Raw genomic sequence first — 16,066 nt, forward strand, 5'->3', positions numbered from 1 at the left:
AAATAAAGAACTTATGAGAAATTTCATAAGTTCTTTTATAATTATTCGTTTAAAATTTGACTTATATAGAGATAGCGTTGATCAATCTATTTTTGTCACTTAGGAATTCTTCCATAGAAATCATACTTTCAGTTCTCATTACGTCCTGAATGTCATCGATCTGATAGATAATTCTTTTAGCATCTTCCGTATTCTTAGCTCTTACTTTACAGAAAATATTATATTTTCCTGAAATAACGCTAGCTTCAATTACGTTCGGTAACACTGACAATTCTTTCAATACTTCCTGAGTACGGTTTGATTTTGTCAAAAGGATACCTATGAAAGCTGTAAAATGATAATCAAGCTTACCATAATCGATATTAAGAGATGATCCCAAAATAATACCTGCATCTTCCATCTTTTTCACTCTTACGTGAATTGTTCCAGCAGAAACATCCATCTGCTTTGCAATTTCTGTAAAAGGCATTCTTGTGTTTTCTACTAAGAAATCAAGAATTTTCTTGTCTATTTCGTCCAGTTGATAGTTCATATTAGTTAAATTACAATTTCTTTAAAAAATCTATGTATTTTTTGCAAATTTACGAAAAATAATTTAACTAAAAAATATATATCAAACATTAACAATAATTAACACAGATGATAAAAATCATTAAAATATTCTAATTATTTGGCATTCGATTTTATAGAATCTGTTTTTATTTCACCTTTTGCATCTGAAGTTTTTTTGTCTTTTTTCTTCTTTTTAAACAAAGAATTGAAGCTTTTACTCCACACAACCCCTCCTCCATAGGCTTGATTTGCAGAACCGTTTGTACTCACCATCCCGATGTTCGTAGGCTTAGAATAAGCACGTATAACCAGCGTACCGTCGTTCTTTTTAGATAAATCATACTCTACAGACCCTTCTGTAGACAAATAGTTGTTTTGGGCACCATCTGTTTTCGATAACGGAATACCCAACCCAGTTTTTATATTAACTCTTGGGGAAAGTGCTACACTCAATCCTGCATTGGCTCTGTCTCCAAAGTTTGAATTCTGGTCACCTTTTACATAATTCAGGTCAATCTGGAATTCGTTACTCATGGTATTAAGAACAGATCCCAACTGTTTAAGAAGCATATTATACCCTTGCGATTCTGCAACGTTTCCTACATTCACTTCTACTCCACCACTGTTGGACACATTAAAGGTGCTCAGCAAAAGAACAGAACCGAATTGGAGTACTTTCTCTCCCTCCTGGCTCATCTTGGCAGCAAGCGTTTCTCTTACCTGACTGGACACATCCATAGCGGTAACATTAAGGTCAATATTAGGATCTACCAACGACTGGGTAATATGGGCCTGCAGCAAAATACTGATAGGCTGAAGTTTCCCCATACTCAGATATTCTCCGGCATTGGAAACCATCCTTATATAGTTGGCATTAATATCTAATGCAGGCTTCATGGCATCACCATCCCATCTGATACTACTGTTCCGTTCAATCTGGAATGTTTTATTAAGAATTGCCTTAGATACAAACGTTCCGTTATCTACTTTATAGGTACCGCTCATGGCAATATTCCCCTGCCTGTTCATATGGAACCTCAACGGATCGGCAGAACCTTTTACGGTAATATTTCCTACATCATCACCCACCAGTACATTTACAGTAGTTCCTTTATCTACAGCCAGATTGAAATCAATATTCATATTGGCTCCTGTTTTCTTCTTTTCTTCCAGTGTAATCAGACCATCTTTTCCTTCTTTCAGGAACCTCAGCATTTTAAATTCTTCCACATTGGATGTAGAACTTGAATTAAAGGTAAAGGTACTTCCATTAAGCGCCTTCATATTAGGAGTTGTAATACTTAATCCTGAAACAGGTCCATCCACGTAAAGATCTCCCTGTCCGTAAACTCTTCCCCAGAACAGGTCAAAATCTTTTTGGGTAGTATTAAGCATCAACAGATTGTCCGCTCTCATTACGAGGGAAACCCCCATGGAAGAAAGAGTCTCAAACTGGATCGCCCCGGAAACATTCCCTTTAGAATTGGTTCTTCCATCATGTACCTCTATATTGTTGAGGATAGCAAGCCCTTTGGTCAGCTGAATCACCGTGTCATCAAATGAATAATCTACTCCAGTAAACAAAAGCTTTAATCCGAAATCTTTTAAAGCAATATCACCGTTATAGTCCAGGTTGCTGAGCTTTCCATTGATTTTAAGGTCTCCGGTTGCTTTCCCTCTGAGGTTTGCGAAAACAGTCTGTACAAACTGCTGTGTAAATGACAGGTCAAAATCACGCATTTCTGCTGTAAGATCAATGATTGGAGAAGAAGTATTATTGTTGACTGTTCCTGTCAGATTAAGGCTGTTATTTCCAAGTACTCCTGCAGAGTGAACTTTCACATCTATATCATAAACGTTCAGTGAGAAACCATTGGTAGCGGAAATAGAGATATCCCCCATATCGTTACCATTCATCTTAATATCATCAATGGTAAGATCTACCAGTGGCTGAAGCGTACTTTTATCCATCTTGATCTTGACACTTCCGTTGGCAAGACCTTTGATATCCATTGTATTTCCTCCGGACTGCATTTCCAGAAGTTTTTCTACAGAAAAGTCATTGATATCAGCATCTACATAAAAATCTTTTGCTGATTTAAATTGCGCTTCTTTAATAAACAGAGCACTTTTATCAGAATAAACCCTCAGGTTTCTGATATCAAAATCCCCGGTATTTCTTCTATAAGTAATAGAGTGATTCAGTTCCGGACTTGTATCTATAGCCCAAGTCACTTCATTGAATTTTACTTCGGTTGGCTCAAATCTGAATACATAATCACCGGCCGCATCGGTAGACTGATCTACATTAATAGCGTATTCTTTAAGCTTTTCATTAATTTCATCATCAGGACTTCCATGCTTAAATACGGTAGCTAAATGAAGCGTATTTCCATTCTCATTATTCCCTTTAAGCTCAAAATCTTTGATTACATTTTTATTATAAACTACCCTGTTGATCTTAGCATACAATTGCTGGTTAAGATCTGCCGTGTTAATTCTTACTTTAACACTGTCCACCATCGCACTGTCTCTGTTGATATTTTTCCGGTCATTCACTTTATAATCAGGATTGGAAGCCGCCAGCGCTTGATCAGCATCTGTAATTTCTTCCTCCTTTGTCATCATATATTTCAAAGAAGCGGCATCCAGATTCAGAATCAGATTGTTTGAATTTCCATCATACTCTCCATCTACAACAGCTCCCTGCGGTAATTTAAGTTCCGGTAAAAAGTAGTTGACTAATCCCTGCTGAATATCAAACTTCAGTGCAAAATTCTGTCCGCGGTATAATTTTCTCGGTGGTGGTCCCACCAGTATTTTTCCCACTCCGTTTTCTACCATTCCTGCAAGATCTGCCAGGTTGTACCTTCCTGATATTTTACCAGTAGCAGCTCCCGGAGCATCTACATCTATCACTCGGCCTCCTGCTTCTACAAAGGTTTTTAATTTGGCATTTGGAATATTATATTTCTGAGTTGCTGTAGCAAAGTGCAGATTATTGGCATCAACATCTAAAGTAAGGTCATTAATGGAAGACATAGCCATCTTACCTTCAACCTGACCGCTTACCACCTGGCTGCCAGGTTTATTGGTAAAATAGTTCATGTTCAGGTAGGTAACATCCGCATTAACATTCATAGATACTCTTGAAGTACTGAAGTCTATTAATCCTTTGATTGTAGCTTTTGCCTGCTCATCATTAACGGTAATAAGTCCGTTGTATTTTTTATGATCCAATAATCCATCCAGATACAGATTATTGATCGTTTTATCCATAATTTCAATGCTAGCAATCTGAGATTTGGTTGTCAGACGCATCGTATTGACATCAAAGCTTTGTCCGTTAAGATCGAATTTACCAGAGATCAAACCTACTGTTTTATTCTTTGTAATAACAGATGTATTAAGATCTTTCACATCAAGATAACCGGAATATTTAGGCATTGCGGTACTGTAACCAGACAAGGTCAGTTTGGAAATTTTAGCCTGTCCTATTCCTGTCATTAAGTTTCCGCTATCTACATAGATCTGATCCGGATTTACTCTTGCTGTCCCGTTGTACTTTAATTTCCCGAAATCATCAGCAAAGTTTTTCATCTTTTTGGAGATAAAGGAAGGCATCATTGCTTTTAAATCCTTGTAAGTAAAATCTGTGGAAAGGTCTTTTGTTTCAATAGCAAAATGTCCTTTCAGCAGGTTATCCACCTTCATTGTTTTGGTTGCAATATTGACATCAGGATTTCTGATCAGGAAATTCTCCAGATGGAACTTATTTAAAGGCCCTGTCATTGTCCCGGAAAGATTGAACGGCTTGATATTATCCCAGTTGGTCACAAAATACCTGATATCATAACCACTGATCTGGCTTCCCTGCTGAATGTTCATATCCCATCGTACCCTGTCAGCAAAATCTGACCATGATCCGTCATGAAGATTAAATTTAATATCTCCCTGAAGTAAAGTATGATCTGTATTCAGTGTAAGATCTTTTAATGATAAAAACTGTTTCGTTAAAGACAGTTCTGTTGAAAAAGTATCCACAATATGGGATTTCCCCCATCTTGTGGTCACAAATGACATATTATTGATCAATGCCGAGACATTCGGTCCGTTGACTTTTACATTCGGTGCTTTTAAATTGAATTTTGTCGCTGTAAGCCATTTACCTTGTTCTCCGGGAGAATTTTCATTGACAATAGAAACTTTAGAATCAATAATTTGTACTCTTGAATTCAATTGAAAAGGAGGTTTCTTGGGATCTCTTTTCTTTCCGTCATCAAAGAGTTCTGTAAATCTGACAAAATTGGATATACTGTCTCCTTTATAGGTGATTACTCTTACTTCGGCATTAACCAGGGTTAGGGAATTGAAGCTTAGAGAATTGCTTTTACCTGAAATGGCATTCACAGCCAGAGATATCCAGTCCGAATCTGCACGGAATTCACGGGCTTTAATAAAATCAAACCCTTTATAGTCTTTTACTTTTAAACCTTTTATCGTTACATCCCCAAAGTAGTTAACATCTACACTTTCTGTAGAAAACCCTGATTTGAAGTCTTTATTTACGATTTGAAGAGCCTGATCTGCTGCCCATTGCTTCGTCACTGGAAGATTGATAACAACCAATATACCTCCTACCAGAAACAAACCCAGCCAAAAGAGAATCAAGAGAAGTTTTGCCCACCAGGTATAGCTGGTAACATCTTTCATCGCCTGTTTCCCAAACTCTTCAGCCGTTTCCACAGGATGATGTATGGCATCTGAAGCCAGCTCAGATGCTTCTTTTACTGTCTCCCGAACTTTTTCTTCTACATTTTCGACAGTCTTCTGTACCTGATCACCTAGGTTTTCAGCTACCGATTTTTTATTCTCATTCTCGTTATTATTCTCTAACTTTGCCATTATTATGAGCGACTCTATAATTTTAGGTATTGAATCGTCCTGCGACGACACCTCAGCAGCTATCATCAAGGGAAATTCTATTCTTTCAAACATTGCCGCGAACCAGGCCATCCACAAAGAATATGGTGGTGTTGTCCCTGAATTGGCTTCACGGGCCCATCAGCAAAATATTATTCCCGTTGTTGAAAAATCTTTTTCCAAAGCAAATATACAACAAAATGCAATCTCAGCTATAGGATTTACACGAGGACCCGGACTTTTAGGATCTCTTCTTGTAGGAACATCATTTGCCAAGTCTTTGGCTATGAGTCTCAACGTTCCTTTAATTGAAGTAAATCACCTTCAAGCCCATATTCTGGCCCATTTCATCGAAGATGCAAATCCTGTGCCGCCTACCTTTCCATTCTTATGCCTTACAGTAAGTGGCGGACATACGATGATTGTATTGGTAAAAGACTATTTTGATATGGAAATCATCGGAAAAACCATCGATGATGCCGCAGGAGAAGCATTTGACAAAATCGGAAAGATTTTTGACCTCGACTACCCAGCCGGACCAATTATCGACAGACTTGCCAAGGAAGGGAATCCTGATGCTTTTAAATTCAACAAACCGAAGCTGGAGAATTATGATTATTCCTTCAGCGGTATTAAAACTTCAGTATTGTATTTCATTCAGAAAGAAGTTAGAAAAAATCCGGAATTCATTAAGGAAAATCTCAATGATCTATGTGCATCTGTACAGAAGTCTATCATTGAAATCCTGATGAACAAACTTGAAAAAGCAGCCCAAGATCTTAACGTCAATAAAGTTGCTATTGCAGGCGGTGTGTCGGCCAATTCTGCGCTCAGAAAAGCAATGGAAGATAACAAAGAAAAGCTGGGCTGGAGTATTTTCATTCCTAAGTTTGAGTATACAACAGACAATGCTGCGATGATCGCCATGGTAGCGAAACTGAAGTTTGAAAGAGGTGAATTTACAGATTTGAGAACTTCTGCAACAGCAAAATACGATTTATGAAAATACTCTTAGAAGAAAAAATACTGGGAACGCATTCTAAAAAGAACTCAAAATATTATTGGGTATTAGAAACGGTTACAGGAAAAAATAAAGATGCGGAAAACGCTTTAGATTACTTTCCATCAAGTTCTGAGACAGGATATATTCAGGATATAAAAGAGGAAATTATAAAAAAAATAAATTCTGAGCATCTTTTCAGTTTTCCATATACTCCAAAGGAAGGAGATTATTTATCGATCAAAAATAATTTGAGAAAGCAGGAATATTTAAATCTGATTTTTATTAACAACATCTGGATTGAAGAAATATACATGTGTTCTTACCGTGATTGTGATACAGATATTTACACGACTATAAAAACAGGAGTTGCATTCTTAACTCAGGATATATGAAACTATTTTACGGAGAAATAACAGATGATCAGGTCATCATCAATGACGAAGAACAGCAGCATATTGTGAAAGTACTTCGTATGAGAGATGGTGAAGAGATTCATGTGACGGATGGAAAAGGAAAATTGGCTTCCGGAAAACTGTTTATAGAAGGTAAAAAAGCAAGTATTATAGTTTCTGAGATCAAAGAAAATCTCCCGGAATTTATCCCCAAACTTCATATTGCGATTGCTCCTACCAAGAATATTGACAGGATTGAGTTCTTTGTGGAGAAGGCGGTGGAAATGGGTATTTCGGAGATCAGTATTATTGTAACCGAGAAAACGGAGCGTAAAAATATTAATATTGATAAAATCCGAAAACAGGCTGTTGCTGCATCAAAGCAGAGTCTGAGATTTCATTTTCCGGTCATCAATGATGCGATAAAACTCACAGACTTTCTGAAAAATATTGAACCAGAACATACGTTTGTAGCACACTGTCATGAGAATTTGGAAAGAATTGAGCTTAAAAATATTCCTCAGCTGAAACAGCTTACCTTTTTAATAGGTCCTGAAGGTGATTTTTCTGAAAAGGAAATTGCATTTCTGGCAGAAAATAGAATAAAAGCTGTCTCTCTTGGAAATCAAAGACTGAGAACGGAAACTGCAGGAGTTTTTGTAGCAGCATGGAATTATTATAATATGATATAGACACACAACTGAGAAACTATAATTTTCAGCTATTCATAAAAAAAGAGGAGGTTCGTAAACCTTCTCTTTTTTTTATTCCTGTATCAATTATTTCCAATCAATATTGTTTTCTTTCAGATATTTATCAAAGATCTGCTGTCCGCTTCTGATTGAATTTACCGTCCAGAGGATTTTCATTCTTAAAAGCTTTTCTTCGTCTAGTTTGTAATCAATATCAGATTTGATCAGCTTTTGTTTCAATTCATACATACAGATTGAAGCGGCTACGGAAACATTAAAACTTCTTGTAAAACCATACATCGGAATTGCCAGTGTTTCATCTGCAAAGTCTAAGATCTCCTGAGAAACCCCTTCCATCTCCGTTCCAAAAACTAAAGCAATGGGTTCCGTGATTTCATACTCAGGCAGCATTTTAGCATTATTTTCCAATGAAACCACCACAATTTTATATCCTCTGTCTTTAATACTCTGGAAGGATTCCATATTTCGGGGAAGTTTCTCTACTTCAACCCAGGTATCTGCGCCTTTTGTCACCCGAAGGTTGGGCTCAAAACTGTATTCTTCCTGCAAAGCGACTACTTTATGAAAGCCGCAAGCCTCCACAGAGCGTACAATTGCCGCTGCATTTCTAAACTGATAGACATCTTCTACAACCGGAAGTACAAAGTCTGAACTTTCCTTCGAAAAATGTTCAATTTTAGCCAGTCTTTCTTCGGTTAAAAACTGTTTTAAATATTCATAAGTCTGTGCTAAATCACTCATCTGCATTTAATTATTTTTTCCAATAGCCCAATGTAACACCTACAATTACCATCTTATTTTTGTAAAATTTTGATCTAAGCGTTCCATTCATTTTCAAATCTTTGCAAATTAACGTAATTTTGACCTATGAACCCTAATCGGGCTCCAATTCTTAATTAAAAATAGTACATGAAGCGAAAAGTCCTGCTCATCTATACCGGTGGAACCATCGGAATGGAAAAAGATTATGAAACCGGAAGTCTCCGTGCCTTTGATTTTGGTAATATATTTGAAAAGATGCCTGAAATGAAGCTCATGGAATGTGAAGTCTTTGTTCATCCTTTCGCCAAACCACTGGACTCATCAGATATGGGACCTGAGGAATGGAAGATCATCGCCAATTATATTCTTAAAAATTATAATGACTACGACGGATTCCTGATTCTTCACGGGACAGATACTATGTCTTATACGGCATCAGCATTAAGCTTCATGTTAAAAGGATTAAGAAAGCCCGTGATCATGACCGGTTCTCAGCTTCCGATTGGTGATCTGAGGACAGATGCTAAGGAAAATCTTCTGACCAGCCTTTATTATGCCAGCCTTTATGAGAATGATGAAGCAGTCATTCAGGAGGTTGCCATCTATTTTGAATATAAATTATTAAGAGGAAACAGAACCTTGAAATATTCTGCCGAGTACTTTGATGCTTATGCAAGTCCCAATTACCCTATTCTGGGACAGTCCGGAGTTCATTTGAATATTCTTAAAGATAACCTTTTCCGTTGTGACCCTGAAGTAGAATTCCATGTAGATGAACATATTTCTGAAGATGTTTTATTCTGGAGAATTTTTCCGGGAATGCACTTAAGTCATTTCAGAGAAATCCCTAAAATGAAGGTTCTTATTCTCCAGGTTTTTGGTTCCGGAACCATTTTCAGCAGTGCAAAAACTCAGGATACGCTTCAGGAAATCAGAAATAACGGAACTGAAATTGTGGTGGTAAGCCAGTGTATCTCAGGAGGTATCTCGTTTGGAAAGTATGAAAACAGTAATATTTTTTCCAGAATAGGAGCGATCAGCGGAAGAGATATGACGGCAGAAACTGCTATTACTAAAGCAATGCACCTTATTGATAACCCAAGCTACCCGGGAAGCTTCGCCGATAATTTCACCAGAAGCCTTTGTGGAGAAATTACGGATTAAATTGCAAGAATAATTTGGATATTAAAGAAATTACACTATTTTTGCAATCTCAAAAAGAGAGGTGTCCGAGTGGTTGAAGGAGCTACCCTGGAAAGGTAGTATACGGGTAACTGTATCGAGGGTTCGAATCCCTTCCTCTCTGCAAAGAAAATTAAAGCCTGTGCTAATGAAGCACAGGCTTATTTTTTGGTTAAAATTCTTTACTCATATTCAATTCTTTACTTCATAAGTATTTATACTCAAAAACATAATTGGTAATTTATACTATACAACATCTGCCTTGTTCTTCGTTACTTTGAACTACAATCTAATCAACTAAAATCCAGATCAATATGACATCAACAAGTGTAAATGTAAATTCTTCAGGTCAACTCGTACTTGGAAACGGAGCACAGTTTTGGGTATACCTTTCACCTCAAAACGACACTGCCAGAATGATATCCACATGGCGTGTAACATTCTCACAGGGAAATTGGAGCGATACCATTTCCAGTGAAAATCCAACCAAACAAATTCAGACTCCCAATCTTTCAGGGATCTTTGAGATTAAAGTAGAATTACTAAGCGGATCTACCGGTACATGGCGCCAGATTCCGCCTCAAAACGGAAGCCATAATGAAATAGGCTGTAATTCTAACTGTGCATCAATGGTAGGTATTGTTGCAGACAGCACCAATCCTCCTATCGGCGCTATTAATGCCCACTTTTGGACAACATGGGATGCCATGTGTAAGACAGGGCAAAACTAAAATATAAATAAACCAGTCCATAAAACCAGATTGCCACAGTATTTTGCATACTGTGGCAATTTACTATTCTCCGGACAGAAGCGTATCAAAACATTTTTTAATGCTGGATGATGAGAAAACTATTGAATTTAGAAATTTGTTTGTTCCCTTTTTCACTACATTCGCTTATTCAAACAGGACTTTTCAACATGTATAAATTCAGGACAGTATTCTCATTGCTATTATTTTCAACGTTCTTTCTATTCCCGCAATTGGCGAAAGCCAGTGCCTACTGGATGGAAATTCACGGATCGGGAAAATTAAAACACCCTGTAAAAGTTCAGGTTTTTTATGGTTTTATTGATGATCTTAGTGATCGCCACCGAACCACTGGACCGGAATTTAATGAAATCAAAAACTTCCGCTTTTTTATACTTAATACCAAGGGAGAAAAATCAACACTTGAATTGCAAATGAAAGAAGATCACTGGGAAGGAACTTTCACACCTGACAGCGAGGGAACTTACCGGATTTTAGGCATGAATGACCAACTTCCTGTTCTTCTTCGTTCTAAGAATCCTGACGAAAATGTACGCCCCATTGATTTTATATGTAGTGCTTATCATGTAGGGAAACCTTCGGAAATGGTATCGCCTGCTCAGTTCATGGATATTCTTCTTCAGGAAAAAAATGGCATTTATACTATTTCTCCGTACAGAAATAGGAAACCTGTTGAAAAAGGAACGGCCATCAGGATATTTAACCCCGAAAACTGGGAGAAAAACATTTCTGTTGATGAAAATCATCAGGCAGTATTTAAACCCACTCTTTCAGGGCTGTATGTAATCCGACAGGACTGGAATGATACTACTCCGGGAACTTTTCAGGGGAATTCTTATGGAAAAATTCGTTACCGGAATAATTACTGCCTTTGGATCAACTGATCTTATCTTAATCATAAAAAATAAAAATCCCGAACCTAAGTCCTGGATTTTTCCAATTATAATAATTATTTAAAACTTTAAGGAAACACTTCCAAGAAAACGTGCCGGAGCCTGCGGTGTCAAACGTACAGACCATGCTTTTTCATTGGTTATATTATCGAATTTCAATCCTACTCTATATTTTGGCTGATCATAGAAAATCCCAAGATCAAACATTTTATAAGATGGAATGATCACTTTAGCTGTTTGTGTATTGGTTTGATAAGAAGATGAACCCATATTTCCTCCTCCACCTATTCCAAGGCCTTTTAATTTTCCTTCAGAGATCCGGTAGCTGATCCAGAAGTTATACATATTAGCAGGACCTGACAATGCAGGTCTTAACCCGTCAACAGAAGGATTAGCATTGGTATATTTACTGTCATTATAAGCATATCCTGCCACAATATTGAACCCATCAAACGGATTGGCAGTAATTTCGGCTTCTATTCCTTTGCTTAGCTGCGTTCCGTCCTGTATTGAATAGTTGACATCATCAGGGTTGGTTCGCAAAATATTATCTACACGAATGTTATAATAGCTTAAGGTTCCTACCAGTCTGTGATTGAAAATATCCGCCTTCACTCCAAATTCCAATTGATTGGCATATTCCGGTCTGAATGTATTTCCATTGATATCAACACCGCTTACATTATTGAAACCATTCATATAATTTCCAAACAAGGAAACTTTATTTTTCAGTATTTCGTAAACGATTCCCATCTTAGGTGAAAAAGCGGTCTGTCCATAGGGACCTGACTGGGTTCCACTATTGCTTAAACCTCCTTTAATTTCCCCTGTGGTGATATCATAGACTCCTTTAAACTGAAACCTGTCTACTCTCAAACTAGCCATCACCATAAGCTGGTCTGTGATATTGAATACATTCGATACATACGCAGCATAGGTATTATCGCTATTGTTTTCTTTTCTGAAAGCAGAAGTTGCTGTAAGCGCATCAATGATATTCTGATTCACTCTGAAATCCGCTGAAGGGTGAACAAAATTGAATACTTTGGTATTGGTATGGTAACGGTCGAAGTGATTGGAATTGTTATAATAATCCAATCCTACAACCATTCTGTTTCTGAAACGTCCGATATGAAAATCTCCGATGAAGTTCTGCTGGATGTTCGTGGCAATAAATGAAGTTGTTCCTACCATTACCTGAGCACTTGCTGTAGAGTCTGTCTTTCCGTTAATCGCAGAAATATATCCTTTGATTGTTGATCTTGCACGCGATAAGATGGTCTGGGAAGTCCAGTTTTCTGAAACTTTATAGTTCAGCTGGGCAAAGATATTCATCATCTGCGTTTCATACGCCAGATCATCTCCTAAGAATTTTTTATAATACGGAAACTTCATATCTGCAATAGACTGAGTTTTGTTACTTCCTGTATAAGGATTAAAACGGACAACGGATGTTCCTTTTGCCTGATTAAATTCTACATCAAGAAGAAGCGACATACGATCATTGATCTGGTAAGAGAAACTAGGTGCAATCGCTAAAGAATTGGTAAACCCAAGATCCTGAAAACTCTTTTCAAAAGTTCCAGCGGCATTAAGACGAAAAAGAGCAGTTCTATCTTTGTTAACAGGAGTATTCACATCTACTGTCAATCGGTTATAGCTCCAGCTTCCTCCCACATAGCCAACTTCACCGCCAAATTTATTATAAGGTTTTTTCGTCACTCTGTTGTAGACTCCACCGTAGCTGCTGGCTACACTTTTCCCGAATAATGTAGCTGACGGTCCCTTGATAGCCTCTATACGTTCAAGGTTTACGGGATCAATCACTGAAAATGCGGCTCCTGCCACTCCATTTCTTGCATTAGGTTCTGTTTCGAATCCTCTTGAGCGGAATGTCACCCTTCCCTGGTTGGCAATCATAGGCACTCCTGCTCCCGGTACATTTTTAGAAATACTTCCCAGATCTACAGCAACCTGTTCCTGAAAAAGTTCTTTTGTAACGGTATTGTATACTTGTGGATTTTCTAAGTTTTTTAAGGGTAATCTTGCTACAAATCCGCTTTCTTTCTTGGAAAACCTGTTGGTATTTTTCATGATAACCACCTCCTGTATCGCCTGAATATTTTCTTTGGTAAGCTGATAATCCAGCTTTGTATCTTCTCCTGTTTTAACCTCAACTGGAAGACGGATTTCTTTACTTCCCAGAATTTGTAATTTTAGGGTATAAGAACCCGCATTAAGGTTTTCAAAATGATAATTCCCTTCATCATCTGTCAGGGTTTGTCGATCTGTTTCAAGTAATGAGACTGATATTGCTCTCAGCGGCTGTCCGTCTACCATACTCACTTTCCCGGTTATTCCTCCATGCAAGTCCTGTGCATACAGCGTTGCAAAGCTCAGAAACGAGAAGAAAAGGATGAGCAGCTGCTTAGACCATTGTATGTTGTGATGGGTAGGTATATCATTTTGGGGAGTAGTTCCAGAATGATTCATATGCCCTGATGAGAGCATACATTCATTTGATTGTATCATTTTTCCAGCCTTATTTAAAATAATTATAAATAAAAGTGCAAAATAAAGGATTAACAAATTCTCTCACAAAATTAATTTAAACTATTCTAAATAAATTTTAAGTGATATTATTTCGTTCTGAAAATTGAAGTATTAAAACAATAGCATACAGCCTATTACAAGGAAGTTGGATTTATCTCAATTCATGAGTTATCCACTTTTCCACAAGTTATTCACATTTTATCCACAATCATTATTTTGATTCAGAAAATTCATTCCTAAATCTATCCCAAATCAAGCTTTTATTTTGTCTTGTTTTTAAACAGTAATAAAAGTTTTTGAATAAACATTTTATGAGTAAAGCCTATAATTTTGAGATCTTGAAGTATTCTCTCTGCGTATCAATGGTATTTTTACCCACCTCATGGTTTCGCAGTCATTTAAAACTAACAATAAAGCAGTTATCCATGATGCTGAGCGTAAAGAAACTTTTTGCAGGATTATTTTTAATGGGCTGTGCAGGCTCAACCTTAAAAGCACAGATCAGTCCACCCGGATTGGGAGATGCCAATAATGCATTCTGGTCTGCCTTTGGAGTCAAACGACAGCTGGATTCTTTGGGAAAGAAGCAAGCGTTAAGTTATGTTGCTATCGGAAGAAAAAGCAGTCCGGATAATCATAATTTATTTTCAAAACAAGCTATCATTGTCTTAAATCACGAAGTGTATCATTCTTTTGCACCACACCAGCAGTATAGTTATGCATTAAGCTACCGCCGGCAGCCACAGTACGAAAGCACCGCTCCTTATGATAAAGAAAATACGGAACAGGAGTTCAGAGTTTACGGAAGATATGCCTATACTTTTGACCTTGGAAAGAAATGGAAACTAAAAAATACGGTGCGCCAGGAGTTCAGGAAGTTTTTTGATGCAGACTTTCATCAAGTAGAGGAAGATTTTCAATTCAGAACGCGTATCAAGAGCCAATTAACTTATAATTTATCTCCTAAAAACAATCAGAAACTTGCACTGAGCGCAGAAGCACTGTTTTCCATCAGCCATCTCAATGAACCTGATCCGCAATGGGGTTCTTTCGGGTATCGTGAAATGCGAATTGCAGCTTATTATATGTTTACAATCCCCAACTCTCCTTTTACCGTAGATATAGGATATATGGATGATCTGATCAGAGACAGCAGAAGTATTCATCATGGAGGAGTCCATTACCTGGCGGCAGACCTGATCTGGAATATTCCATACAGAAAGAAATAGTAAAAAGAATAATTCTATACCATCACATACAAAATCCCAGTCATCACTGACCGGGATTTTTGTTTGAAACATAAGTTTCTCTGCAATATAATTAAGTATGAATGTTTGGTGTAAAATTTTAGTTGCACAATGTCAGAAACTGGCGGCTCAATTGGACATTGAATTTGGCTTCAGCTCTTGAACGGGCATAAATAGTTTGTTTAAAAGCGTGTACCGTCTTTAATTTCTGATCTATGAATTCGGCAATCTGGACAACAGAAAAAAGAAAGTCTCTGTATACCGCCATACTCACCGTCTGACCATAATATGGCAGGTAAGCTTTCAAAAAAGGAATGGCCTTCTGATGACGGTTGTAGCTAATACAATATCCTACTCCTTCCATAGAGGTAATAACAGCATAATGATTAATATAATCCTGAATATTTTTGGTACCATCCAAAGCATTGGCATTTTTAGAACAAAACTTATTGATCTTATCCAGAATATGCTGGGCATACTCCATCATGGAAATATTTTTAAATTCAAAAACCTGGTTCATTCCATTGGATGGAGAAGTTCCGTTTTCACAATCGATACAGAATGAGATCCCGATTTTTTCATGATAAGGAAAAAAGCAGTCTTTCACTTCAATGGAAGCATCCGGCTTTAGCATATCATCTGTAAAATTATAATAGACATATGGACTGTAAAGTTCAGCAAGAGCTTTCAGATAGTCTGTTTCGCTGGTATTATGATATTCTTCAAACCATTTTTCAAGGTTATCGTAATAATTACTTTCAAAGTCGTTAAAGTTTAAGTAAAATGGCAATTCCATAGCTCTGTAATTTTGATATGACAAAGCTATATCCGTAATGCGACAAAACTTGACGTAATATATTTTTCGTAAATTATTTTTTGGTCAGGAGTCAATTTTGTTTCGCAAAGTCAATAGTGAATATGATTTTAACGCTAAGGATCGCAAGGCTTATTAATAGATAAAGCTTATTGGTTCACAAAGGCATTTCATTAAGCTAAGATTCCAATCTATTGCTGAGTGAAACGCCTTTGCGATCGAAAAAATAATAAGATAGTATAGAAAACTTCGCGAACTCTGC

12 protein-coding genes and 1 tRNA gene are annotated in these 16,066 nt (G+C 37.2%); 8 read left to right on the forward strand and 5 right to left on the reverse strand.

Translation table 11 applies throughout. The features are described from left to right. Positions 1–61: 61 nt before the first annotated feature. Positions 62–532, reverse strand: coding sequence for an Lrp/AsnC family transcriptional regulator (locus AC57AW_RS02455; protein WP_318848974.1), 471 nt, complete (start codon positions 530–532; stop codon positions 62–64). 134 nt (positions 533–666) lie between these two features. Next, positions 667–5,457, reverse strand: coding sequence for a translocation/assembly module TamB domain-containing protein (locus AC57AW_RS02460; protein WP_496350708.1), 4,791 nt, complete (start codon positions 5,455–5,457; stop codon positions 667–669). Between the two features lie 4 nt (positions 5,458–5,461). Between AC57AW_RS02460 and tsaD the strand changes: the two genes are divergently transcribed. The 3 genes from tsaD to AC57AW_RS02475 are packed head-to-tail and all read left to right on the forward strand — an operon-like array spanning position 5,462 to position 7,562. After that, positions 5,462–6,478, forward strand: a complete 1,017-nt coding sequence (gene tsaD / locus AC57AW_RS02465; RefSeq protein ID WP_318848972.1) for a tRNA (adenosine(37)-N6)-threonylcarbamoyltransferase complex transferase subunit TsaD — start codon at positions 5,462–5,464, stop codon at positions 6,476–6,478. After that, a complete protein-coding gene (locus AC57AW_RS02470) occupies positions 6,475–6,870 on the forward strand; it encodes a hypothetical protein (RefSeq protein WP_496350709.1) in 396 nt (131 codons plus the stop codon). The genes tsaD and AC57AW_RS02470 overlap by 4 nt, the downstream gene beginning before the upstream one ends. Further along, the gene (locus AC57AW_RS02475) at positions 6,867–7,562 is read left to right on the forward strand and encodes an RsmE family RNA methyltransferase (protein WP_496350710.1); all 696 of its coding nucleotides are present in this window, start codon (positions 6,867–6,869) and stop codon (positions 7,560–7,562) included. Before AC57AW_RS02470 ends, AC57AW_RS02475 begins: the two co-directional genes overlap by 4 nt. 87 nt (positions 7,563–7,649) lie before the next feature. Here the strand turns inward: AC57AW_RS02475 and AC57AW_RS02480 are convergent, their stop codons facing one another. Continuing rightward, the gene (locus tag AC57AW_RS02480) at positions 7,650–8,330 is read right to left on the reverse strand and encodes a TrmH family RNA methyltransferase (protein WP_496350711.1); all 681 of its coding nucleotides are present in this window, start codon (positions 8,328–8,330) and stop codon (positions 7,650–7,652) included. Between the two features lie 162 nt (positions 8,331–8,492). On the opposite strand from AC57AW_RS02480, the gene AC57AW_RS02485 reads away from it, so the two are divergent. The 4 genes from AC57AW_RS02485 (at position 8,493) to AC57AW_RS02500 (ending at position 11,181) form a co-directional block, all read left to right on the forward strand. After that, positions 8,493–9,509 (forward strand): asparaginase, encoded by a 1,017-nt coding sequence (locus AC57AW_RS02485; protein WP_496350712.1) that lies wholly within the window; start codon positions 8,493–8,495, stop codon positions 9,507–9,509. Between the two features lie 55 nt (positions 9,510–9,564). Beyond that, a tRNA-Ser gene (locus AC57AW_RS02490) sits at positions 9,565–9,651 on the forward strand. 190 nt (positions 9,652–9,841) lie between these two features. Beyond that, complete coding sequence (locus tag AC57AW_RS02495; RefSeq protein WP_496350713.1) at positions 9,842–10,258, forward strand: hypothetical protein; 417 nt, start codon at positions 9,842–9,844, stop codon at positions 10,256–10,258. Between the two features lie 188 nt (positions 10,259–10,446). Next, positions 10,447–11,181: a hypothetical protein gene (locus tag AC57AW_RS02500; RefSeq protein WP_496350714.1), complete on the forward strand. Its 735-nt coding sequence runs from the start codon at positions 10,447–10,449 to the stop codon at positions 11,179–11,181. A 69-nt stretch (positions 11,182–11,250) separates the two neighbouring features. Here AC57AW_RS02500 and AC57AW_RS02505 read toward each other — a convergent pair whose 3' ends face one another. Further along, positions 11,251–13,722, reverse strand: a complete 2,472-nt coding sequence (locus tag AC57AW_RS02505) for a TonB-dependent receptor domain-containing protein (protein WP_496350715.1) — start codon at positions 13,720–13,722, stop codon at positions 11,251–11,253. Between the two features lie 332 nt (positions 13,723–14,054). Between AC57AW_RS02505 and AC57AW_RS02510 the strand changes: the two genes are divergently transcribed. Further along, positions 14,055–14,972 (forward strand): hypothetical protein, encoded by a 918-nt coding sequence (locus AC57AW_RS02510; RefSeq protein WP_496350716.1) that lies wholly within the window; start codon positions 14,055–14,057, stop codon positions 14,970–14,972. Between the two features lie 118 nt (positions 14,973–15,090). Here AC57AW_RS02510 and AC57AW_RS02515 read toward each other — a convergent pair whose 3' ends face one another. After that, positions 15,091–15,786, reverse strand: coding sequence for a hypothetical protein (locus AC57AW_RS02515; protein WP_496350717.1), 696 nt, complete (start codon positions 15,784–15,786; stop codon positions 15,091–15,093). Positions 15,787–16,066: the final 280 nt, after the last annotated feature.

The organism is Chryseobacterium sp. BGA-UO-ETr-SB22 (assembly GCF_059567885.1).